At 44.6% G+C, this 21941-nt stretch carries 23 protein-coding genes; 3 read left to right on the plus strand and 20 right to left on the minus strand.

The features are described from left to right. Nucleotides 1-23 precede the first annotated feature (23 nt). Genes IGI88_RS04750 through IGI88_RS04760 form a run of 3 tightly spaced genes read right to left on the minus strand, consistent with a single transcriptional unit; the run spans nucleotide 24 to nucleotide 1626 of the window. Nucleotides 24-323, minus strand: coding sequence for a hypothetical protein (locus IGI88_RS04750; RefSeq protein WP_008379310.1), 300 nt, complete (start codon nucleotides 321-323; stop codon nucleotides 24-26). After that, nucleotides 324-887, minus strand: coding sequence for a cysteine hydrolase family protein (locus IGI88_RS04755; protein ID WP_008379309.1), 564 nt, complete (start codon nucleotides 885-887; stop codon nucleotides 324-326). 43 nt (nucleotides 888-930) lie between these two features. Then, nucleotides 931-1626 carry a 5'-methylthioadenosine/adenosylhomocysteine nucleosidase gene (locus IGI88_RS04760; protein WP_042890679.1) on the minus strand — a complete coding sequence of 232 codons (696 nt, stop codon included), beginning with the start codon at nucleotides 1624-1626 and terminating at the stop codon, nucleotides 931-933. Between the two features lie 152 nt (nucleotides 1627-1778). On the opposite strand from IGI88_RS04760, the gene IGI88_RS04765 reads away from it, so the two are divergent. Then, nucleotides 1779-2381: a class I SAM-dependent methyltransferase gene (locus IGI88_RS04765; protein ID WP_008379308.1), complete on the plus strand. Its 603-nt coding sequence runs from the start codon at nucleotides 1779-1781 to the stop codon at nucleotides 2379-2381. A 57-nt stretch (nucleotides 2382-2438) separates the two neighbouring features. On the opposite strand, the gene macP is transcribed toward IGI88_RS04765, so the two are convergent. Both macP and IGI88_RS04775 read right to left on the minus strand, forming a co-directional pair. Next, on the minus strand, nucleotides 2439-2735 hold the full coding sequence (macP, locus tag IGI88_RS04770) for a cell wall synthase accessory phosphoprotein MacP (RefSeq protein ID WP_005233519.1): 297 nt from the start codon (nucleotides 2733-2735) through the stop codon (nucleotides 2439-2441). Further along, nucleotides 2728-3306 (minus strand): NUDIX hydrolase, encoded by a 579-nt coding sequence (locus IGI88_RS04775; RefSeq protein WP_008379307.1) that lies wholly within the window; start codon nucleotides 3304-3306, stop codon nucleotides 2728-2730. The genes macP and IGI88_RS04775 overlap by 8 nt, the downstream gene beginning before the upstream one ends. 218 nt (nucleotides 3307-3524) lie before the next feature. Between IGI88_RS04775 and IGI88_RS04780 the strand changes: the two genes are divergently transcribed. Both IGI88_RS04780 and IGI88_RS04785 read left to right on the plus strand, forming a co-directional pair. Continuing rightward, the gene (locus IGI88_RS04780) at nucleotides 3525-4166 is read left to right on the plus strand and encodes a 5-bromo-4-chloroindolyl phosphate hydrolysis family protein (protein WP_008379306.1); all 642 of its coding nucleotides are present in this window, start codon (nucleotides 3525-3527) and stop codon (nucleotides 4164-4166) included. A gap of 97 nt (nucleotides 4167-4263) precedes the next feature. Further along, nucleotides 4264-5457 carry a toxic anion resistance protein gene (locus IGI88_RS04785; RefSeq protein ID WP_005233515.1) on the plus strand — a complete coding sequence of 398 codons (1194 nt, stop codon included), beginning with the start codon at nucleotides 4264-4266 and terminating at the stop codon, nucleotides 5455-5457. 84 nt (nucleotides 5458-5541) lie between these two features. Here the strand turns inward: IGI88_RS04785 and IGI88_RS04790 are convergent, their stop codons facing one another. From IGI88_RS04790 to IGI88_RS04860, 15 genes are all read right to left on the minus strand, one after another. After that, nucleotides 5542-6873, minus strand: coding sequence for a sensor histidine kinase (locus IGI88_RS04790; RefSeq protein WP_016621945.1), 1332 nt, complete (start codon nucleotides 6871-6873; stop codon nucleotides 5542-5544). Then, nucleotides 6867-7553 carry a response regulator transcription factor gene (locus IGI88_RS04795; protein WP_005233513.1) on the minus strand — a complete coding sequence of 229 codons (687 nt, stop codon included), beginning with the start codon at nucleotides 7551-7553 and terminating at the stop codon, nucleotides 6867-6869. Before IGI88_RS04795 ends, IGI88_RS04790 begins: the two co-directional genes overlap by 7 nt. Before the next feature lie 73 nt (nucleotides 7554-7626). Then, nucleotides 7627-7785, minus strand: a complete 159-nt coding sequence (locus IGI88_RS04800) for a hypothetical protein (RefSeq protein WP_016621946.1) — start codon at nucleotides 7783-7785, stop codon at nucleotides 7627-7629. A gap of 40 nt (nucleotides 7786-7825) precedes the next feature. Next, the gene (locus tag IGI88_RS04805; RefSeq protein WP_086298412.1) at nucleotides 7826-9139 is read right to left on the minus strand and encodes a PASTA domain-containing protein; all 1314 of its coding nucleotides are present in this window, start codon (nucleotides 9137-9139) and stop codon (nucleotides 7826-7828) included. After that, on the minus strand, nucleotides 9132-9806 hold the full coding sequence (locus IGI88_RS04810; protein WP_008379303.1) for an ABC transporter ATP-binding protein: 675 nt from the start codon (nucleotides 9804-9806) through the stop codon (nucleotides 9132-9134). Before IGI88_RS04810 ends, IGI88_RS04805 begins: the two co-directional genes overlap by 8 nt. Nucleotides 9807-9818: 12 nt before the next feature. Continuing rightward, complete coding sequence (locus tag IGI88_RS04815; protein ID WP_016621948.1) at nucleotides 9819-11267, minus strand: ABC transporter permease; 1449 nt, start codon at nucleotides 11265-11267, stop codon at nucleotides 9819-9821. A 273-nt stretch (nucleotides 11268-11540) separates the two neighbouring features. Continuing rightward, nucleotides 11541-12926 carry an APC family permease gene (locus tag IGI88_RS04820; protein ID WP_005233503.1) on the minus strand — a complete coding sequence of 462 codons (1386 nt, stop codon included), beginning with the start codon at nucleotides 12924-12926 and terminating at the stop codon, nucleotides 11541-11543. A 23-nt stretch (nucleotides 12927-12949) separates the two neighbouring features. Next, nucleotides 12950-13816, minus strand: a complete 867-nt coding sequence (locus IGI88_RS04825; RefSeq protein WP_008379298.1) for a GRP family sugar transporter — start codon at nucleotides 13814-13816, stop codon at nucleotides 12950-12952. 115 nt (nucleotides 13817-13931) lie between these two features. Then, nucleotides 13932-14969: a two-component system sensor histidine kinase SapS gene (gene sapS, locus IGI88_RS04830; RefSeq protein WP_016621950.1), complete on the minus strand. Its 1038-nt coding sequence runs from the start codon at nucleotides 14967-14969 to the stop codon at nucleotides 13932-13934. Then, nucleotides 14966-15640 (minus strand): two-component system response regulator SapR, encoded by a 675-nt coding sequence (gene sapR / locus IGI88_RS04835; RefSeq protein ID WP_005227794.1) that lies wholly within the window; start codon nucleotides 15638-15640, stop codon nucleotides 14966-14968. Before sapR ends, sapS begins: the two co-directional genes overlap by 4 nt. 159 nt (nucleotides 15641-15799) lie before the next feature. Beyond that, nucleotides 15800-16003: a hypothetical protein gene (locus IGI88_RS04840; protein WP_005227790.1), complete on the minus strand. Its 204-nt coding sequence runs from the start codon at nucleotides 16001-16003 to the stop codon at nucleotides 15800-15802. A gap of 19 nt (nucleotides 16004-16022) precedes the next feature. Next, entirely contained in the window at nucleotides 16023-17528 is a 1506-nt protein-coding gene (locus IGI88_RS04845) for a phosphoglucomutase (RefSeq protein WP_005233485.1), read from the minus strand. Between the two features lie 103 nt (nucleotides 17529-17631). Beyond that, entirely contained in the window at nucleotides 17632-18126 is a 495-nt protein-coding gene (locus IGI88_RS04850; protein ID WP_005233483.1) for a methylated-DNA--[protein]-cysteine S-methyltransferase, read from the minus strand. Nucleotides 18127-18327: 201 nt separating this feature from the next. Continuing rightward, nucleotides 18328-20250: an ABC transporter ATP-binding protein gene (locus IGI88_RS04855; protein WP_228085046.1), complete on the minus strand. Its 1923-nt coding sequence runs from the start codon at nucleotides 20248-20250 to the stop codon at nucleotides 18328-18330. Beyond that, nucleotides 20189-21928 (minus strand): ABC transporter ATP-binding protein, encoded by a 1740-nt coding sequence (locus tag IGI88_RS04860; RefSeq protein WP_042890682.1) that lies wholly within the window; start codon nucleotides 21926-21928, stop codon nucleotides 20189-20191. Before IGI88_RS04860 ends, IGI88_RS04855 begins: the two co-directional genes overlap by 62 nt. Nucleotides 21929-21941 lie beyond the last annotated feature (13 nt).

Consider the following 21941-nt stretch of genomic DNA (forward strand, 5'->3'; position numbering starts at 1 on the left):
TGCGCTTTTTCTTCGCCAATTGTTTATTTCTGTAAAGCTTTTTTCATCATACTAATCACAGAATCGAATTGAGAATGCTCATTGACGACTTGATCGGCTTTTTGTCGATTGGGGCGGTCTTTTAGAAAGTCGAAGATTTGGTTTTCATTCTGGATTCCTAGTTTAGCCATAAACTCATCCAAGTTCTGAAAATCTGTATACTTTTGTAAGAAGTCATTGTTCAACAACGCCTTCACATCAAGATTCCCTTTTTGATACGCTTGATAAAGGCTAGTCAGTTCACTGAAACTGAAATTTGCTTTTAATTGATCCATCCATCCCATTTATGCTTCCTCCTTCGCAGAAATGATTTTCGCACCAAGGGTATTTTCAAAATGGCGTAGTGCCCATTCATGTCCGACCGCGTCAAAGCTGGCAACGGTATCTGCATCGATCACCAGTTGGTAGCCTAAATTATAGGCATCCACTGCTGTATGCAAGACACAGATGTCGGTACAAACGCCGGTCAGGTACAATTCCGTGATCCCTCTTTCCCGGAGTCGGATGTCCAAGTCGGTACCACTAAACGCTGAGTAATGGCGCTTGTCGATCCAATAGACATTTGGCGCTTCCTGATAGGTTTCATAAAGCGGGGCTAAACGACCATAAAGATGTCGCCCCGCACTGCCCGCAAGATTGTGGGGTGGGAACAAGCGGTTTTCAGGATGATAGTTGTCTGTTTCCTCATGACGATCAATGGCAAAAACGACATACTCACCGGCTTCGATAAAGGCTTGCGTCCGAGCCACTAAGGCAGCTTCAATCGCTTGCCCAGCAGCACCCGTCGTCAATCGTCCCTCATCTGCAACAAAATCAAACGTATAATCAATGGATAGTAATGCTCTCATGCTTCCTTCCTCCTCTTACGGATCGGCTCTCCTGTTTTTTAAGTTACTTTAATGTTTCAACGAATGCCAAGACCATTTCAGCGGAACGCTTGCCAGCTTCTAAGATAAACTCATCAAAAGAGACGGTTGCTGCGTGGTCGGCGGTGTCGCTGATCGCGCGCACGATTAAGAAAGGAATATTGAATTGCTGCGCAGTCTGTGCGATCGCGGCTCCTTCCATCTCACAAGCCAAGGCATCTGGAAAATGTCCTAAAATCTCCTGTACTTTTTGCGGGTCATGAATAAAGCTGTCACCAGTAACGATCAGTCCCTTTTTCACGGTATGATGGGTCGCTTCTGCGGCTTTCGTCATCTCACTGATCAAATAGCGGCTGGCTTCATAATACAAAGGCATCCCACCAGGCAACTGGCCATATTCATAACCAAAGCCAGTCACATCGACATCAAAATAGGCCACTTTATCTGAGATCACTAAATCCCCTACTTGTAAACCGGCACCGATCCCACCAGCTGATCCAGTATTGATCACCATATTGACCCCGTATTGTTGGATCAGTAAACTAGTGGTGATCGATGCCAGAACTTTACCAATACCTGAACGAACGACGATCACTTCATGATTGCCGATACTTCCTGAAATAAATAGTGCGCCGCCGCGTTCCCAAGAAAGCGGTGAAATCAACTGTTCCCGCAACGTCTTGATTTCTTCCTCCATTGCACCAATAATACCAATTTTCATGTGTTTGCCTCCTGCTTCTCGTTTATTTTTCATCCTTTAAAATGAAAAACAACAGAAATTCCCACGTATCTACTGACGTGTTTTTTCTCCTTTCATGATAAACTAGTTTTGACGAAACGAACAGTTTTTTGTCATTATCAAAGGAGGCACTTATGTCTGAAATTTTCAACGCCATGGCAGCAAAATACGATACCCCTGAACGGATCGCGTTAGCACAATTAGTCACCCAAACCCTTGAACCTTATTTTAAAGACAACCAGCACCAAACTCTGATCGATATCGGCGGCGGTACCGGCCTAGTAAGTCTGCCCTTAGCAGCTTATGTCCAGCACTTAGCCATCTGGGATACTGCCCCTGGCATGATCGAGGTTTCTGAAAAAAAAATCAACCAACTGCAGCTGGCCAATGCTTCTGCAACTGTCCACGATCTGCTGCAAGAATCCTTACAAGCAAAAGCAGACGCTGTGCTGCTATCCCTCGTCTTGCTGCATATTCCTGACACAGCCGCTATGATGGAAAAACTATACGCCTTGCTGCAGCCAGGAGGAACCCTTTACCTAGTGGATTTCCTCAAAAATCCCGCCGTGTCTCACCCGCTGGTTCATAATGGGTTTGACCCTGCTGCATTGACTCAACTGACAGAGGCGATTGGGTTTACCGACACTTCCTTTACCGTTTTTCATGAAGCGGATCATTTGTTCATGAATCAGCCAGCGGCCATGTTTTTAGCTATTTTGAAAAAGCCGACCGAATAACAAAAAAGCCGCACTTGCAGAAGATGCAGGGGCGGCTTTTTCTTAGTACTAGATGAATCACAACAAAAAGATCGCCAAACCGACGACGACTAACAATAAAGTGACGATCACAATGGCTTTCATTAAAAAACGGTTCAGATCCCGAGATTTCTGGTTCTCACCGGCACGGGTCTTCGTGATTTCTTTGTTTTTCTTGCGCACTTTTCGGTAGTGGTTATCAATTTGTTTTTCTTTTTGTTTCCATTCTTTCTTGCTTTGCTTTTCTACGATTTGCTGATTACGTTCAGACGCCGCTTGTTCTTCTTCGCGTCGGCGTCGAAGTTCACTGCGGGTGATCAATGGTTCTTTAGGCAAGTCCGTTCCTCCGTTTCAATTCCAGCAACTCCCAAAATTGGATCGCAAACACGGTCTTCGCATCACAGATCGTTCCATCAGCGATAGCGGCTTGTGCTTGCTCTAAGCTCAATTCATAGACTTCCAGCACTTCGTCTTCGTCTTGCGGTAAGGGATTTGCCACTTTTTCCAGCTCTTTCGCATAATAGACGTGCAAGATTTCATTCGCAAATCCTGGTGAAAGGTACATAGAAGAAACATGCTCTAGCGTTTTTGCGCGATAGCCAGTCTCTTCTTCCAATTCCCGGGCGCCAGTCAAATCTGGACGTGCGCCTTCTCCTGGATCGATTTTGCCTGCTGGTATCTCTAAAATCACTCGCTCTAATGGCTTTCTGAATTGGCGAACGAACAGCATTTTGTTCTCACTCGTCAAGGCGATCACGGCCACCCCACCTGGGTGGAAGACTAGTTCGCGTTTACTGGTTCCACCATTGGGCAAGGAGACATCATCAACCACCACATCAATGATTTTGCCATGGAAAATTTCATTCCGTTGGATCGTTTTTTCTTCAAAATCTTTAAATTCTAACATCTATCGACACCTAACTTTCCTCATACGTCTTATCTATCAAACACTTTAGCATAATTTAGAAAAAATATCTTCTTAAGAAATAGCAAGAAAGCTTATGAATTTACTAAAAATCGGAAAATCCACCCCAAGTCTGATATTTTTCTTTTAGTGAACATGCTAAAATAAAGATGTCGAATAACCCAATCTACTTGTCCAAGAGATTTTTAGGAGGAGGAAAAATGAAAAAAAACATCTGGCTGATCGTTGGTGCGATCGTCCTCATCAGTATTATTTTTAACGTAGTAGGCGATTCATTTGCGAGCCTATTATTAATCGTCGGTGCGATTTTAGTCTACGTCGGTATCAGAGGACGTAAAGTTCCGGCAGCGGATCCACAAGTTTTGCCTTCTTTAACGAGAGAACGAGAAGCCCATTACTTGAAAAGCGGAATGACTGCTCGTGAGATCGAATTGTTCCGTGAAACGATGAATCAGACGAAACACCAAATCGATAAATACCAAAAAAATATCACTAGCAATAACAAGTTAAAAGCCATTGACTTGCGTCACGATGCCTTGCGTGCCTCAAAAGCTCTTTTCAAAGAACTCGTAAAAGAACCAACTAAACTGCCTTTGGCAAGTCATTTCCTTTATACCCACTTGCCCAATATGGTCGATTTGACCGATAAGTTCATTGAAATCAATAGCCATGAGATCAAAAGTCGTGAGACCTATGATAAAATCGAAGAAAGCACACAAATTATCGAGCAAATGGCTTCCTTGATCGCCAAAGACTACTCCCAATTTGTAGCAGACGATCTTGATGACATGGATATTGAGTTATCCATTGCCAAACAAAGCATAAAACGAGATAATGAATAGGGATAGATTCTGATTGGCAACAAAAAAAGAATCTAAAAAAAAATCTAGCCCAGGCTAGATTTTTTTCGAAAGCAGACAATTATTAGGAGGAGTTATTATGAGTGACACACCAAATCAAGTAAAACCCGTAACGGATACGCTTGACGATTTATTGAACAACCCATTTTCAACCCCTGTCGACACTTTGACCACTACTCAACAAGCGGAGATCAGTCAGCTGAAAGAACAGCAAACAGCACCGCGTTTGATTGACAAATTACCGCCAGAGCGTCAAGCACAGGCCCAAGAATTAGCCAGCAAGATCGATGCAACTGACCAGCAAGCAGTCATCACCTATGGTGCAGCTGCCCAAACCAAACTTGGGGAGTTTTCCCAATCTATGTTGAACCATGTCCAAGCAGCTGATATCGGCCCTGTGGGCGACTCATTGACTGAGTTGATGTATCGCTTGCAAGAAGCCAATCCAGATGAACTGCGTGCAGGTGAAGGCAACTTATTCAAGCGGATGTTTGGTAAAGTAAAACAATCCATTTTTGAAATCACCGCTAAATACCAAAAAATCGGTGCCCAAATCGACAAGATCGCCGTCAAATTGGATAAAGAAAAAGACGGTTTGCTAAAAGACAACCTGATGTTGGAACAGTTGTATCAAAAGAACAAAGATTACTTCGATGCATTGAACATCTACATTGCCGCTGGCGAGTTGAAGATGCAAGAATTGCAAACCAAAATCATTCCTGAAGCCATGAAAAAAGCAGAAGAAACGAATGATCAAATGGACGTACAGATCGCCAACGATTACACGCAATTCCTAGATCGTTTAGACAAACGGACCCATGACTTGCGCTTGGCACGTCAAATCACGATCCAACAGGCACCGCAAATTCGCCTGATCCAAAACACGAACCAAGCGTTAGCAGAAAAAATCCAAGCTTCTGTCAATACAGCGATCCCGCTATGGAAAAACCAAGTGGTCATTGCCTTGACTTTATTGCGTCAAAAAGATGCAGTTACGGCACAGCGCCAAGTTTCTGAGACCACCAATGATCTATTGAAGAAAAACTCAGAAATGTTGAAAGTTTCTGCTATTGAAACAGCGAAAGAAAACGAGCGCGGCATCGTCGACATCGAAACATTGCAAAAAACACAAAACGACCTTGTGGAAACGATCCAAGAAACATTACGGATCCAAAAAGAAGGAAAAGAAAAACGTCGTGCTGCCGAAGTGGAATTGGGTCATCTAGAAGAAGACTTGAAAGACCGCTTATTGGATTTAACTAGCAACAAGTAAATTTCACCTATCAAAAGAGGACTTCCATTCATGGAGTCCTCTTTTTTTGAAAAATTTTATTTAAGTGAAGGCAGCGATCCAATCTCAATGAAATGAAACTTCAAAATGATTGACGCCGTCTTGATCCACCGTCAAACTGATTTGCGCCTGCAGCATTTCTGTGATGGCTTTGGCGATGGCTAAACCTAACCCATAGCCGCCTTCTTGATGATTGCGAGAAGGATCCCCGCGGTAGAAGCGGTCAAAGACATAGGGAATTTTTTCTTCGGGGATCGGACAACCACCGTTGGAGACTTGCAGCACTGTCTTTCGTTGCCGTTCGATTAGGGCCACTGTGACTGTTTCTCCAGCGGGCGTGTATTTCAAGGCATTGTCTACCAATATCATGGTCAATTGCCGCAAGGCTTGCTCATTGCTTTCAAGGCGCACCTGTTTAGCGATCTGTTCCTGATAGTGGATCCCTTTTTCCAGCGCAATCGCCTCCATGCTTTGATAAACACTTTGCACGACTTGACTGGCATCGATCACCGAACGCACCATTTCTTGCTCGGCACTTTCAAATTTGGTCAACAGCAATAAGCTATTTACTAGCTCATCCATCCGTTCGGAACCTAACTGAATGTTTTCCAGCCATTTCATTTGGCTTTCCAAGGTTTCTTCTGGACTGCCAGCTAATACCTCAGCATTGACTTGAATGATCGCCAGTGGTGTTTTCAACTCATGGGAAGCGTTAGAAACAAACTCTTTTTGTTTGCGCCAAGCCAGTTCCACCGGTCGCAAGGCTCGATTGGCCACATAAAAACTAGCGATATAAATACTGGCTAAAGCTAAAACGCCGATGAGCAAAAGCGTGTTTCTTAAGTTGCTTAGACTGGTTTTGTAGTCGGTGACGTCAAAGAACAGCACTTGATAAAATGGCTCGTAATTATTGATACTGGTGGAATATTCCCCTATTGCATCGTAATCGATTGAGTATTGATTGAAAGAAGTCACTAAAAAGAGCGCATACCGCCAATTTCGACCATTCACCTTCACTTCGTTAGGAATCTCCCCTTGTTTCGCCGCTGCATCGACCAAGGCTTCATAAAGCTCGTTTTGATCGACGCTCTCATCAATACTTTGAATCACGACATCCATTTGGCTAATGTCAAGTAGAGCGATCTCTCTGAGCTCACTGGTACTATTCGTGATGGTCAACATCATTGGATACTCAGGCTCTGTCAGTGATTGCCGCACTTCCTCCTCATCCAAAGGTACCGCAGCTAGGGTGTTTGCTTCTTGCGAGATCAATGATTGGATCTCGTTTTCAATTTGGGTGGCATTCAAAATATAGATAAAGGTAAAGGCACCTAAGACAATGATTGAGATCAACGCCATATTGAACCACAGCATTTTATTTCGCAATTTTTTTAACATGGCGGCTCCTTGCTCTGCAAAATATACCCCGCATTGCGGATCGTGCGAATGCCGATATCCGCTTCAAGCAGCGTCAGTTTTTTCCGCAGCAAAGACACATAGATTTCAACGCGGTTTTCTTCCACATCGGGATCAAAGCCCCAAATTTTATTGATGATGGTTTCTTTTGATAAAATCACTTTAGGTCTGGCTAAAAATAGCTCCATCAGTTTCATTTCTTTGGGTGACAGCACCACTTGATTGCTAGGCGTGGCTAACTGCAGCTCATTACGATCTAAGCCCACGTTGCCAAAGGCTAACTGGTCTTCTTGATAATCCAAATCTTTTCTTCTGCCTAGCGAACGAATCCGTGCCAGCAACTCTTTCATTTGAAAGGGTTTCGTCAAGTAATCATCTGCCCCTGCATCCAAGCCGAGTACTTTGTCATCGACTTCGCTTTTGGCCGTCAACATAATGATCGGCGTGCGAATATTTTGCTTGCGTAACGTCTTTAGCAATGTGATCCCATCGATTTTTGGCAGCATGATATCCAAAACGAGAATGTCATATACACCACTCGCTGCATAATCTAATCCGGTTTCGCCATCATACGCCAAATCAACGGAATAATGTTGTTTCTTCAATAAGCTGGCAACCGCTTCTGCGATCGATGGCTCATCTTCTACGAATAAGATCCGCATCGGTCAGTCCCCCTTTTACACTCATCATTTCTTTTTCAATCACTTTTCAGTAAGCACAATCATTCCTATAGACTCATTCCAATTGTTCTCCAATAAAAGGTTCTGTTGAAACGATCCGCATGTGTACACTTGTTTGATGAATCCACATGTGTAGCAACAATGCTACCATACCGCTTAGTAAAAACACAAACAGCTTTTTCCTAAGGTCTTGAAAATTCTCTTGATGACGCATGGGTTTCCTCCTTTTGCAGGTTGACTAAAAAAGAAAGCGACTATTCAGAATCAGATGCCGCTGGGGCTGTCTGATTGCCTAAGCTGATATCGAAGGTAATCGTATCTTCTAACGGTAAAAACTGATTGAACTTGCTCATCCCCACGATTGTCCCGTAGGGTTCTGCTGAATTGACATAACGGACTTGATAGCTGATGTTCGCCCCTTTTGAACGGAATTCATCAAAGAAGAGTTTTTGCAGATCCCCTTCAAGGATCTCGCTTCGACGGTAATCTTTGATATAAGGTTGACCTGCCGAATAGACGACTTCAATGCCTTGGTCATCTTTGCTGGTTAAGACGGTCCCGGCGGTCTCACTTTGCGAGATCAATTGTCCATAGGGCAGACTCTGAGTAAACTGCATCCGCATCCGCACAGTGACACCCTCAACAGCGGCCTGGGCATCATCTGGTAAAATCGTTGAAAAGTCTGGTACGGTGACCCCTTTCCCTAGGGAAATCGTTACTTGAAACGCATCCCGTTTCGCGATTTTTTCTTTTGGTGCCACGCTTTGTTCAATGACCTTGCCTTCTTCCACAGTATCCGAAGCCTGTTCTTTGACTTCAAGCTCCAGCTCATGGGCTTTCCCCCATGTTTCTACCTCTGCACGGGTTTTATCACTAAAGTCTGGTACTTCAATATCTTTTTCAAAGGTTTCTTCGCCTTTGGAATAAAAGACTCGTCCGACATCTCGACGATGATAGTTCTCTCGTGAGACTTCTTTATTGGTAAATTCTACTCGAATCGGTGCTTTTTCCTCGATCTCATCGTGGTATTCATCGACGATCGTCAAATTGCTTGCTTGATTTTTTTCGATCCACTCTGCTGCCTCGTCCCTCGTCATTTCCATAAAGTCTGGCAATGCCAATTTCTCTTCTGGATCAGGTCCTTGGCTCACGGTTAGATGCAGGGTGCTTCTTTTTCTGACTCGACTTCTGGCGGCTTCTGCTTGGGCGATCACTTGATTGGCTGGGGCTTCATCATAGGCTGGTGTGACATCAACCGCAAGATCATGTTCCGCTGCCCATTCTCTGACCTCTGAGATCTCTTTGTCCACAAAGTTATCCAACCGGACATACGCCAATTGGAAAAATAAAAAGCCGCTGAGTATAAAGAGTCCAAGCAAGGCAGCTAACCCTAGCAGTCGTTTTTTTCGCCGCTTCTTTTTGAAGGAGGGATCATGTTCGATCCCCTCTTCTAAAGAAGCTGAACCTTTTTCTTTGCGGGAAGCACGGGAAGAAGGTACTTCGGCTGCTGCTGATCCCTTGTCTGGCTGTTTCGGTTCTTCTTCAAACTTCGATAAAAAATCACTCATAGGCCGTCAACGCACCTTTTTTTAAGTAAAAAGTCTGATCTGACTGCTTGGCGATCTCGGTCGAATGGGTCACTACGATGATGCACTTGTTGTGGATCGCCGCTAGTTCTTTAAAAATATCCACGATTTCTTGTTCCATGCCTTCATCCAAATTCCCGGTAGGTTCATCGGCTAAAATGATATCAACGTTGGTCGCTAAAGCACGAGCGATGGCGACCCGCTGCTGTTCCCCACCGGAAAGCTGATTGACGAAACGATCGGCTTTCGTGGAATTGATGCCGATATAGTCCAGCAAACGATACGCAATTTGATCATGCTGATCCGGGAGTTTGTTGTCTGAAATCGCCATCGAAACAAGGACGTTTTCTAAAGCCGTCAAATAAGGGATCAAGTTGTAACTTTGAAAAATCAAACTGATTTTGTTGCGGCGATATTCTTCATAACCGATCGTTTTGATATTTTTTTCTTCAAAAAACACTTCCCCATCGGTTGGCTGATCCAATGCACTGATCAAGGAAAGAAAAGTGGTCTTTCCTGAGCCTGATTTTCCTAAGATCGTGTAAAATTTGCCTTTTTCAAAGGAGATATTGGTTTTATCTAAAATTTTCCGGCGATTCTCGCCATCTTGGTAGTAATACGTCATGTCTTTTGTTTCTAAAATTGCCATGTTCATCGCTCCTTACAGCATGATTTTTTTCGGATTCAACCGTAAAATATACAACAGCGGCACCACTGCCGAAAGCAAGATCGTCACGATCCCAGTCGCTAAAAAGGCGATCACATAAGATAAGGTATATTGAACGCGAAACGCCTCGTTGATCGTCGCTTGGTCGATTTTCGGTGCACCCACAAAGAATTGTTCCATCCCTGTCTGGTTTGCCTCTAGCATACTGCTGGTTAACAAAGATTCAGAAACCATCTTGCCCAGCATATTCCCTGTAACCAAGGAGATCAGCATTGCACTGACACCAATCAACAGGAGTTCGATCACAATCTGTGCAAACACGTATTTCCGGCGTTCCCCTAACGAAAGGTAGATACCTAACTCATATTTACGATCTCGGGTAAACAAGACAATGATCAAGGAGATAATAATCAAGGAAGCAATCACCGCAATCACTACGACATACGAGGAAATTTGTGATAAGCGATTCATACTGGTCCCCACACGGTCATACTCATCCGTAGAAGCATTGACCTTATAGCCATTTGGCAAGAGTGGTGTCACCTCTTGTTTGAATTGTTCTGCATCTTCTGGTTGATTCAAAATAAATTGCGGGGTAAAGAAATCCTTATCAGAACCAGGATCTGTCGCTGGAAATGCCGCTTGTTGCCCCGCACGTTCCTCTTCAACAATCGTTTTCACAGCATCATTTGGCATATAGATACGATTGAAGGGACTATCATCAAAAAAGGACGAACTCGAATTATCATTTTTTTCATTCGCTTTTTCTAAATTTGTGTTTTTAAAGATCCCGACGATTTCAATTGGGTAATCATTGCCTTTTTGTTTCTCTGTCTCTTCACCAGACGAATAGTCGATAAACTGTCCATCTAAGACCATGGTGTCACCGACGGCTAAGCCGTTTTCCTGAGCCAACTCTTCAGAAATCAACCCCACACGTTTTCCGGTACGCTGTTCCTCTTCAGTGAAGAAGCGTCCCTGTGTTAAATTCACCGTACCTTCTTCAAAGTCTAGCGGCTTTAAGAGATTGGTTCCTGCCAAATGGATCAAGGAAAGCATGCCCCCAACGATCATGACATTGTCATCATCTTCTTGACGACTAAAACGATAAGGTTTGAAGTTTTCAACAGCAATCGATGCTTCTCGCAAATAGTCATACTGTTTGACTTCCGAGCGCTCGCCAATTTGTTTGATCAGCTCCTCCGGCAGCGGCTGAATCTCCTCCATACTTGCGCCGCCCTCACTATTTGCCATCAAGGATTCATAGTCGATATCGATCGTTGCGAGGGAACCTAATTGGTTTTTGATCTGCTTTTCGACATTTTGAGTCGACTGATTGACCGCAATTGCGCCAGCGATCACATTTCCTAAAATTAGAATAACAGCAAACAATATTGCAGATTTTCCTCGCTTTCTCGTCACACTCAGCCATGCCCGTTTCATATAATTCAATTGCCAACATCCTCTCTTTTTTTCTCTAACAAAAGCATACTGGATGAACCTTTAGCGAATCTGTCATTTGGAAAATTTCTCAAAAAAAGCAGATTCATAGAGGACTTTTGATCAAGAAAGACTGTCATTGCAATGATCAGCACCAGAAATGACCACTATTTGAATAACAAAAAAAGCCTCCTAAAACGCTGCTTATAGGAAGCTCGGCTATATTTACATAAAAAAAGACAAAAACCGCATCCGGGTCTTTGCCTTTTCACAATCCTATTCGTCAATTTTCTCATTTAATTCGCTGTTACGATAGCCATATACAAAATAGATCGCGATTCCGATCACTAAGGAGATCCCAAAAACGATCCAGGTCGCCGTTTGTAGACGGGTCATCAAGAAGAGACAGCTGGCAACGGACAACAAAGGCAATAACGGTACCAGTGGTACTTTGAATTCGCCTTTAGCAGGTGGGCCCATCATCTTCCGCAGCTTGATGATTCCTAAGGACATTAAGATCATATACGACAATGCCGCAATGTTGGTCAATTCTGCCAAGATATTCAATGGGAAAGCTGCCGCAAAGAAGAAAGCAAAAACACCCGCGATGTAGGTCGCTTTCTTTGGTGTTTGATGCTTTGGATCAATGGCTTGCATCGCTTTTGGCAATAACCCATCTTTACTGATGGCATATAACAGACGCGCCAAGGAGTACATCATAGCGATCGTCACTGTTAATAAGGTCAAGATCGCACCCACAGAAATGATTGATCCGACAACCCCATGACCGACATAACGCATCGCAAAAGCTACCGGATCATTGACTCCTAATTCAGCAAACGGAACGATTCCCGTCATGATCAGTGTGACAATGATATAAAGGACAGTTGCGATCGCAATGGAACCAATGATTCCTCGAGGGACATTTTTCTTGGCATCTTCGACTTCTTCCGCCGCCATTGCGACGGCATCAAAGCCAAGAAAAGCAAAGAAAACTAACGCTGCACCATTAAAAACGCCTGAAAAACCAAAGGGCATAAAGGGCTGCCAGTTGTCTGGTTCCACGAAAAAGGCACCAAAGACGATAAACAAGAGGATCACGCCGAATTTGACCCATACCATGGCATTGTTCAAACGTAACGCTTTTTTCGCTTCTTGGCTGACCCACAAGGTTACAAAAATAATGACTAAACCAGCGATCAAATCAATGTAGGTCCCCTTGCTTGGGTCATAACCGCCCGTCAACGCAGTTGGTAAATGGATATCCGCACTGGCCAAAAAGCCTTGCACATAGCCTGACCAGCCAGATGCCACCGAAGAAACGGCCAATAAGAACTCGCAAATCAAAAACCAGCCTGCCAGCCACGCGGTAAATTCACCAAAAACGACATACAGATACGAATAGGCGCCCCCTAAAACGGGGATCCGAGAAGCAAATTCCGCAAAAGAAAGCCCTGATAACACAACAACGATACCAGCTACAACAAAGGAAAGAATCAATGCCGGTCCGGCATACTCAGCAGAAGCAGTCCCTGTAACAACAAAGATACCTGTGCCGATAATGGCGCCGATCCCCAACATAATCAAATCTTTTAACTTCAACTCTTTTTTTAAATTCGTCACACTTTCCCGTTGTATGACTTTTTTTCGAAATAAATCCATAACTCCTCCTCAAAAATATACGTTTATGTTGCTTTCATATACCCCAGCAAAACACCGCCGATAATCACCAGCAGACAACCAATCACCACATACCGCAGTTCTTTTTTGGTTTTCTTTTCGCCGAGAATAAAAATCCCGCCTAGCGTTGAAATGATGATTCCCATCTGCGACAATGAGAAGCCCACCGCTAGTCCGACTTGCTGAACCGTGATCAGCATGCAGACATTGCCGATGCCCCATAACAATCCTGACAAGGTATTTTTCCCTACAAAACGGTCGACCTTCGTCTTTCTTAAAGCAAATAGGCTGGCACCGATCAGCATCCCGACACTTTGTGGCAAAATGATCGCCAATGGGTCCAATCCTGCCCAAGTAATCAAAATCGTATAGGCGCCGTACCCAATAGTGGATGAGATCAATGCCCGAAATCCTTTAGGAAAATCAAGCATCTTGCTGCCGGCTTCTACCGGACTTTCACCATCTTGGCGAGCGGTCAGATAAGCCCCGATCACCAATAAGATCAACGCGCTAACACCTAATGCATAATCGCGGGTCTGGGTCCATTCCGCAAAAAACAATGCACCGGCGACCGTATTTAAAATCAGCTGCATGCCGGTTGAAAGCGGCAGTCCAACAGACACACCTAAATATTTCATGCCATGGAATTGACCGTTTTGACCGACGGACCAAAAGAGACCAGACAAAAGACCGATCAAAATCACCTTTCCATCAATCACTGGCATCGTCACAAAATATACGACCAGAGAAAAGAAAAAGGCACCAATCGTCATTCCTAGCGTTTGCTGGTTCGCATCCCCGCCAAGTTTGGCACTTACTAAACCAATGCTGCCCCACGCAAACATTGGTACTAATGCAACGAGTATCTCCATTTCATTCATCCTTACCATTCAATTTTAAACACAGGCTTTAGTGTATCAGTGAAAACGTTCTAGGGACAAGTGATTTTTGTCAAAAAACACAAAAAGATACTCGAAAAAAAGCAGATTAGCGTTTTTCCTCATAATAACTCAACAAGGGAAAGAACAGCGTCATGGTGGTTCCTTTTCCAACTGTCGACGAAGCCGTTAGCTCGATGCCTAATTCCTTCGCTAAACTTTTCGCTAAAAAGAGCCCTAATCCCGTCGAGTGGGTGTCCGTTTGGCGCCCATTTTCGCCCGTAAAGCCTTTATCAAAGATGCGACGCATGTCTTCTTTAGGAATGCCGATCCCACTATCTTGCAAGTGGAGATAGGTTCCTTGGGCATCTTTTTCGATCCGAATTGTCAGCTGCCCATTTTGTGGTGTGTACTTAACGGCATTGCTGACCAATTGTCGAAAGATAAAGCCGAGCCATTTTTCATCGGTCAACACTTGCTGATCCTCACCTTCAACGGCATAGTGCAGGTTCTTTTGGATAAAATAATTTGCCTGACTGCGTAAAACCGGCTGGATGACGGCTTTCAATGAAATTTCTTGGACCAGATAATCTTTTGAAAAGCTGTCCAAACGGGCGACGTACAAGACTTGCTCGACGTATTCGTTCATGCGGTTCAATTCATTTTCTAGTAAGATGAATTTTTCATCTGGAATATCAAATTCGATCGAATGCAAAAGCAATCGTGATGCGGCTAAAGGTACTTTGATTTCATGGACCCACGAATCGATGTATTCCTTTTGTTCTTCTTGATTGCTGACGACTTGCTGCATCAATTCTTGGTGCTCTCGGATCAACTGATTGATGTAAGATTCGATCCGTTCTTCTTCCGCCGAGCGTGCTCCTTGCAAGTAGTTTTGCAGCAAGCTGTCTCCGGGCTTGGGGGTGATTTTTTGCCAAAAACGCCGCTTAGATAAGTAGCTGATTGCCAAAAAGAACACCATCAAGACACTTTGCATCAAAAAGAGATAGCCGACTGTACCCCAATCCATCGGGGAATGAGGAGTCAGCCAAAAAACTAAGACCGTCAACACGAAAAAGACCAGCCAGCCAATAAACAGCAGCCAACGATCTTTCAAAAAACTGCGCAAAACCCGCCACTTTGTCATGGTACGATATACCCTTGACCAACCTTGGTTTCAATGTAGCCATTCATCCCCGCTTGTTCGATTTTTCGTCGCAAACGATTGATATTGACCGTCAAGGTATTGTCATCTACAAAACGCTCGTCATCCCATAAGGCCCGCAAGAGTTTTTCACGACTTAAAATCTTGCCGTGATTTTTCATCAAAATATACAGCAGGCGGTATTCGTTTTTGCTAAGATCGATGCTTTCGCCATTGATATACATGCTGCTGTTGTCGATATTGAGGGTCAAACCGTTATGCACTAACGTCTCGCTGCTGCTTTCTACATAGTTGTAGGAACGGCGCAATAAGGCATTGATTTTTGCAATCAGAACGTCGATCTCAAAAGGTTTTGTCACAAAATCGTCCGCCCCCATATTCATGGCCATGATCATATCCATATTGGTATTGCGACTGGAAATAAAAATGATTGGTACTTTGGAAGCTTCGCGGATTTTTTGACACCAATAGTAGCCATCAAAAACCGGCAAATTAATATCCAGTAAAATCAGTTGGGGCTCTTGTTCTTCAAAGTCAGTCAACACTTGATGGAAATCCGTCGTGCCAAAGGTCTCAAACTGCCATTTTTCTAGTTCTTCGATAATCAGTTGGCGAATCACCGCTTCATCTTCTACTACCATTATTTTTGCCATATCCGTGAATTCCCTCACTTTGCGTAATTTTCTCCTCTTTACTTTATCAAATATCAAAAACGAATGCGAACATTAATCGCCGTTTTTAGCAAACCCTAAAAAACCTCTTCACTGTCCTGAGGAATCAGTGAAGAGGCAAACAAAAAACGGACGACTAGGTTACTCGATGATCTCAACAGTCTCAATTAGTAGTTTTCCGATAAACAATAAAATCCCATCGAAAAAAAGCACACTCATGTTGACACCTAATAGCATTGATAACCGTTCAACGACATCGATTTTTGGTCGTTTGTTCAAATAACGAAACAAGAAAAAATTCACACCATACGTCACTGCCATGATCAGCAGCATCAAGATCACCATTTTAGTTCCCTGCTTTTCTTCAAATTTTTGGTTGCTGTGCTAAAAACTGTGTCAGTTTGCTTTGATCGATGGCTTCATACTGCGATAGGAAGCGACCGATTGCTTGAACGACTGCCGGTAGATGACCCGCTTCATCATTTTCGATCTGCAGCACCAGCAGTGGTTCGTGCAAGCTCATTCGCAGCAAGAACCAGCCTTGGCCATAGGGCGCTGTCAAGTTGATGCGAATGCCTTCCTCATTTTCTGGATCGATCTGCCAGCCTGGCAGCAAATGATCGGCTAAATCCGCGATCACTTGGCGACCATAGTCTTGATAGTCGGCTTTTTGGATCGCAAAGCGCAATTCTTGGGTCTCGGCGGGTTGTTGCAACGCCGCGATCAGCTCATCCAGTGTCGTGCCTTGCTGTTGCAATTGTGGCAGCATCATCAAGAGCTTGGCGATCACGTACGCCCCGTCATCTAAAAAGAAATTTTCTTTAAACGCGGCATGCCCGCTGGTTTCGATGGCTAACTGTGTGTCCAGTCCTGCTTCATTCAATTCAATCGCTTTGTTGATCACATTGCGGTAGCCAGAAATATAGCGTACTTGCTGTCCTCCCAGTGCTTCGATAAAAGTTTTTAAATGATTGGAGGTTGGCGAATTGGTGACGATGCGCGTGCCTGGGTGTTCCGCTAAGATGATCTTGCTTAATACAGCAATCATATTGTTGCGGTTCAAGGGCTCACCGCTTTTGGTCACGACAGCCGAGCGGTCGACATCGGTATCGAAAATAATGCCTAGATCGGCTTGTTCTCGTAAGACGGCTTCACGAATACTTGCCATCGCCTCTTTATTGTCTGGATTAGGGATATGATTGGGAAAATGCCCATCCGGTTCTAAAAATTGCGAGCCATTCGTATCTGCCCCTAGCGGCAGCAACACTTTTTCAGCAAAAAAGCCGCCGGCACCATTGCCTGCATCAACAATGATCTTTAATCCAGCCAAAGGTTTTTCCTCATTGGTTCCCATCCCTTGGCGAATTTTTTGCAGTAGATCTTGGGCATAGGGCGTCAGCAGGTCTTTTTGCTGATAGCTTCCTTTTTCCGCTGCCTCATGAACGGTAGTGTGGGTCAAAATATAGTGGATATCCATTTTTTCGGCACCGCCTTGGCGGCTGAAAATTTTTATTCCATTAAAGTAATAAGGCAAATGACTAGCTGTCAGCATCACACCAGCATCACAGTCGAAATCCGCAAACTGTGTGCTCATAAACATGGCTGGTGTCGTTGCCAAGCCACAATCGATCACTGCCACGCCTTCTTGCTGCAGCTGTGCCATCAACACTTCTTGCAGTGCTTCGCCACTCAAGCGACTGTCACGACCGACTGCCACGCGAAAAGGTCCGCTGCCCTTTGTTTCCAACCAGTTGCGCAAGCCCGAAGCAACTTGCCGAACCGCTTGCTCCGTCAGCGTCACCTGTTCTTTTTCTGTTGCGATCGCAATCCCTCGAATATCAGAACCATTTTGCAAATCAACGATGTTCATTTCCTCCACCCCTTCTTGTAACCGGAATCAATTTTATTATACCAGAGAAAAAAGGAAATGAAATTGCTTTTTAGTATTTTTTACTATAAATAGTTTGCTTTCCTTATTCTTTAAACGGAATCCCTTCCAGTTGCAGTAGTCGGCGTTTGGTTGCTAACCCGCCCCGATACCCCGTCAAGCGGCCGTTTTTTCCTAACACCCGATGACAAGGAACCACGATCATCATTGGGTTACGCCCCACTGCGTTGGCGACAGCTCGGACAGCGGTCGGACGTTGAATGCGCAGCGCCAAGTCACTGTACGTAGTGGTTTCACCATAAGGAATTTGGGTCAGTGCTTGCCAAACGGTTTGTTGAAACGGTGTCCCTACAAAATCAAACGCAAAAGTAAACGTCACTGGTTCCCCTGCAAAATAAGCTTGCAGCTGCGTTTCAATTACTGGATCAAGGTCAGCTATACTACTGATTTCAGCCAATGGAAAGAATTTGAGTAATTCATGATGATCCTGCTGCCGACCAAAATACACTAGCCCTTTTTCCGATTGGACCACCTCATACCATTCTTCGTCTAAAACGATCTTTGCCAATGCTAGTTTCATATTTTCACCTCGTGGAATCCATTTTCCGCAGCACAACTGCTTACGTGCTGCCGCCGTTCTACGGCTGTCTCAGTGACAGTATACCATTTTTTCGAGCTGCGCAAAAAAGCCGACTGGCTTACTGCCAATCGGTCGTTGCAAACAAGGGGAAAATAGGCAGATCGCCAGTCGCTGCAGCTTCAAGCCGTAGCAATGGCAGAATCAATCCAATTCGATTTTCCCAGTATATAGCTGATAATAGGTGCCTTTTTCTGCCAACAGCGTTTCATGGGTCCCCCGCTCAATGATACGGCCATGATCCATCACCATGATGGCATCGGAGTTTTGGATTGTAGACAATCGATGGGCGATCACAAACACGGTCCGTCCAGACATCAAACGATCCATCCCTGATTGGACGATCCGCTCTGTACGGGTATCGATGCTTGAGGTGGCTTCGTCTAAGATCATCACTGGCGGATCAGCGATCGCTGCGCGAGCAATTGCCAACAGCTGCCGTTGACCTTGGGAAAGCCCTTCGCCATCGCCCGTGATCACGGTGTCGTATTTTTCTGGCAAATGATTGATAAACATGTCGGCATTGGCTAGTTTCGCTGCTGCCAGCACTTCTTCATCACTAGCATCCAGTTTTCCGAAGCGAATATTCTCGCGAATCGTTCCAGTAAACAAATGGGTGTCTTGCAAAACGATTCCTAATGAGCGACGGAGGGATTCCAGATGGATTTTTTCAATATTGATACCATCATAGCGAATCTTCCCGTCTTGGATGTTGTAGAATCGATTGATCAGATTGGTGATCGTTGTCTTACCAGCACCTGTTGCACCAACAAAGGCAACTTTTTGCCCAGGCTCTGCATACAGATTGATCTCATGTAAGACCAGTTGATTATCGACATAGCCGAAATCAACATCTTCAAATCGCACGTCTCCCGTCACTTCCGTATAGGTAATGGTTCCATCCTCGTGGGGATGTTTCCACGCCCACGTGCCTGTTCGTTCTTTGGTTTCAACTAGTTGACCTTGCGACCATTTGGCATTGACCAGTGTGACGTAGCCATGATCGATTTCTGGCGTTTCATCTAATAGGTTGAAAATTCGCTCAGCACCGGCTAATGCCATGATCACAAAGTTGATTTGTTGTGATACTTGGCTGATAGGGCCATTCAATGAACGGCTCAGTTGCAAGAAAGAAGCGATCATCCCGACCGTCAGTCCAGAAACACCATTGATGGCAAACAGGCCACCAATGATGGCGATCAAGACATATTGGACATTTAGTAAGTTCATCATGATCGGCATCAAGGTATTGGCATTGACATTGGCTTTAGTGGCACTTTCTTGCAGTTGATCATTTAAGGCATCAAATTCTTCCATGACGATTTTTTCATGATTGAAGATTTTGACGACTTTTTGTCCGTGCATCATTTCTTCGATATACCCGTTGACAGCGCCTAAATCTCGTTGCTGTGCGCCAAAGAAGCGGCCGCTGCGGCGAGAAATGATGCGGATCACATTCAGCATCAAAATAACCGACAGCATCACGAACAGAGTCAATGGAACACTGATGGAGAACATGGCGATAAAGACAGAACAAAAGGTTACCGCCGCCATCATCAAGTTTGGAATACTTTGGGAGATCATTTGACGCAACGTATCCGTATCGTTGGTAAAGTGACTCATGATGTCGCCATCTGAGCGGGCATCAAAGTAGCCGACTGGTAGAGACTGCATATGTGTAAACATTTGGTCACGGATTTTTTTTTGCGTGCCCTCACTGATCTTGACCATCATAAAGTTATAGATCAGTGCGGCCAAGATCCCAATCAGGTAGATGATCGCCATTTGGACGATCGCCCGAAACAAGCCGCCAAAATCAGGATTGGCTTGCCCTAAAAGCGGTGTGATATGATCGTCGATCACGACTTGTAAAAACAACGAACCACGAACGTTGGCAAAAGCACTTAACAAGATCATAACAACGACGAATAGGAGTTGTCCTTTGTAGTCGCCAAACATCGTTCGCAATAAACGTTTTAATGTACGCTTGGGATTTGCTGCTTGTCTATTCTTCACCTTCACCAAATCCTTTCTGCTGCGAATGGTACACTTCTTGATAGATGGCATTGTTTGCCAACAATTCTTCGTGGGTACCGATGCCATTGATTTTGCCATCATCCATTACGATGATCCGGTCGGCGTCTTCGATCGAATTGATCCGTTGGGAAATAATGATCGTCGTCGTTCCCGGAATTTCTCGTTTCAAGCCTTCGCGGATACTGCGATCGGTTTTGGTGTCGACGGCACTAGTAGAATCATCGAGAATCAAGATTTTCGGTTTCTTTAATAAGGCACGGGCAATCGTCAACCGTTGTTTTTGCCCACCGGAAACATTGTTCCCTCCTTGTGAGATCTGCGTTTCATATTTATCAGGAAACTCTTGAATGAAAGGATCGGCTTGTGCGATCGTCGCCACGCGCTGGATCTCTTCATCCGACGCCTCTTCATTGCCCCAACGTAAATTGTCGTTGATGGTGCCGCTAAAGAGTACATTGTTTTGCAAGACCATACTTACTTGGTCCCGCAATGCTTCTAAATCATAGTCGCGAACATCATGACCGCCGACGATGACACGCCCTTCAATCACATCATATAAGCGGGGGATCAGCTGGACGAGGGTGGATTTCCCGCTCCCGGTTCCACCAATGATCCCAATGACTTCACCGGATTCGATGCGTAGATTCGCATCAATCAGCGCCAACTTGTTTTTGTCATTGGCGTAACTAAAGCCGACATTTTCAAAAATGATGGAGCCGTCTTTGATTTCTTTGACTGGTTCGGCGGGATTTTTCAAGTCACTTTCTTCATCTAATACTTCCACGACCCGTTCTGCCGACGTTCGTGCGATCAAAATCTGCACGAAAGCCATCGACATCATCATCAAGCTCATCAAAATCTGCATCGTGTAGTTGAACATGCTGACTAATTCACCAGTCGTCAGGCTACTTTGTTCCACGATCAACTGGGCACCAAACCATGACAAGAGCAACATACATGTATAGACTGCAAATTGCATCAATGGCATGTTAAAAGAGACGATTCGTTGCGCGAGAGTGAAATTCCGATAAACATCGGTGGACACTTCGCCAAACAGTTCTTCTTGTTGTTCTTCCCGGACATACGATTTCACAACGCGAACCCCTTGTAGATTCTCTTGCACCACATTATTCAAGCGGTCATAAATGCGGAATACTTTTAGAAATAGCGGGTGGGCAAAACGAATCACTAAGGCAAGGCCAATCGCTAAGATCGGTAAAACAACTAAGTAGATCGTCATAAGTTCTGGGCTGATGGTGCTAACCATTGCAAGTGAGAAAATCAGAACTAACGGACTGCGGACCAGAATACGAATAATCATTTGATACGCATTTTGGACGTTGGTCACGTCAGTGGTCAAGCGGGTGATCAAACTGGAGGAAGAAAAGCGGTCAATGTTTGAAAAGGAAAAATCTTGGATTCGGCGAAACAGATTGTGCCGCAGGTTGCGGGCAAAACCAGCCGAAGCGATCGCTGCCGTTCGTCCGCCAAGCGTTCCTAAAAGTAATGCGATCAAGGAACATAAAAAAAGCAAGCCGCCATCTCTTAGAATCACACCGGCGTCTCCTTTTTCGATCCCTTGGTCGATCATCATGGCCATGATCAGGGGCATAATGACATCTAAGGCAACCTCTCCTGCTACATACACAGGGGTCAGCAAGCTGTCCTTCTTATAGCTGCCAACATTCGCGAGTAATTTTTTTATCATTTGTTTCGTCCCT

The organism is Enterococcus sp. AZ179 (assembly GCF_050498885.1).
Taxonomy (GTDB): Bacteria; Bacillota; Bacilli; order Lactobacillales; family Enterococcaceae; genus Enterococcus_D; species Enterococcus_D entomosocium.